The organism is Janthinobacterium sp. BJB304 (assembly GCF_002735765.1).
Taxonomy (GTDB): Bacteria; Pseudomonadota; Gammaproteobacteria; order Burkholderiales; family Burkholderiaceae_D; genus Janthinobacterium.
Genome location: NZ_PDZN01000058.1, coordinates 1 through 544, shown reverse-complemented (window position 1 = coordinate 544; position 544 = coordinate 1). Strand labels below are relative to the sequence as shown.

1 rRNA gene is annotated in these 544 nt (G+C 54.2%); it reads right to left on the bottom strand.

Going from position 1 to position 544, the window contains the following annotated elements:
• Positions 1-15: 15 nt before the first annotated feature.
• A 16S ribosomal RNA gene (locus CSQ95_RS28915) occupies positions 16-544 on the bottom strand; the annotation flags it as partial.

Here is a 544-nt window from a genome sequence, read left to right as displayed (position 1 = left end):
TCGTGCAAACTCTAGAAAGGAGGTGATCCAGCCGCACCTTCCGATACGGCTACCTTGTTACGACTTCACCCCAGTCACGAATCCTACCGTGGTAAGCGCCCTCCTTACGGTTAAGCTACCTACTTCTGGTAAAACCCGCTCCCATGGTGTGACGGGCGGTGTGTACAAGACCCGGGAACGTATTCACCGCGACATGCTGATCCGCGATTACTAGCGATTCCAACTTCATGCAGTCGAGTTGCAGACTACAATCCGGACTACGATACACTTTCTGCGATTAGCTCCCCCTCGCGGGTTGGCGGCGCTCTGTATGTACCATTGTATGACGTGTGAAGCCCTACCCATAAGGGCCATGAGGACTTGACGTCATCCCCACCTTCCTCCGGTTTGTCACCGGCAGTCTCATTAGAGTGCCCTTTCGTAGCAACTAATGACAAGGGTTGCGCTCGTTGCGGGACTTAACCCAACATCTCACGACACGAGCTGACGACAGCCATGCAGCACCTGTGTACTGGTTCTCTTTCGAGCACTCCCCAATCTCTCG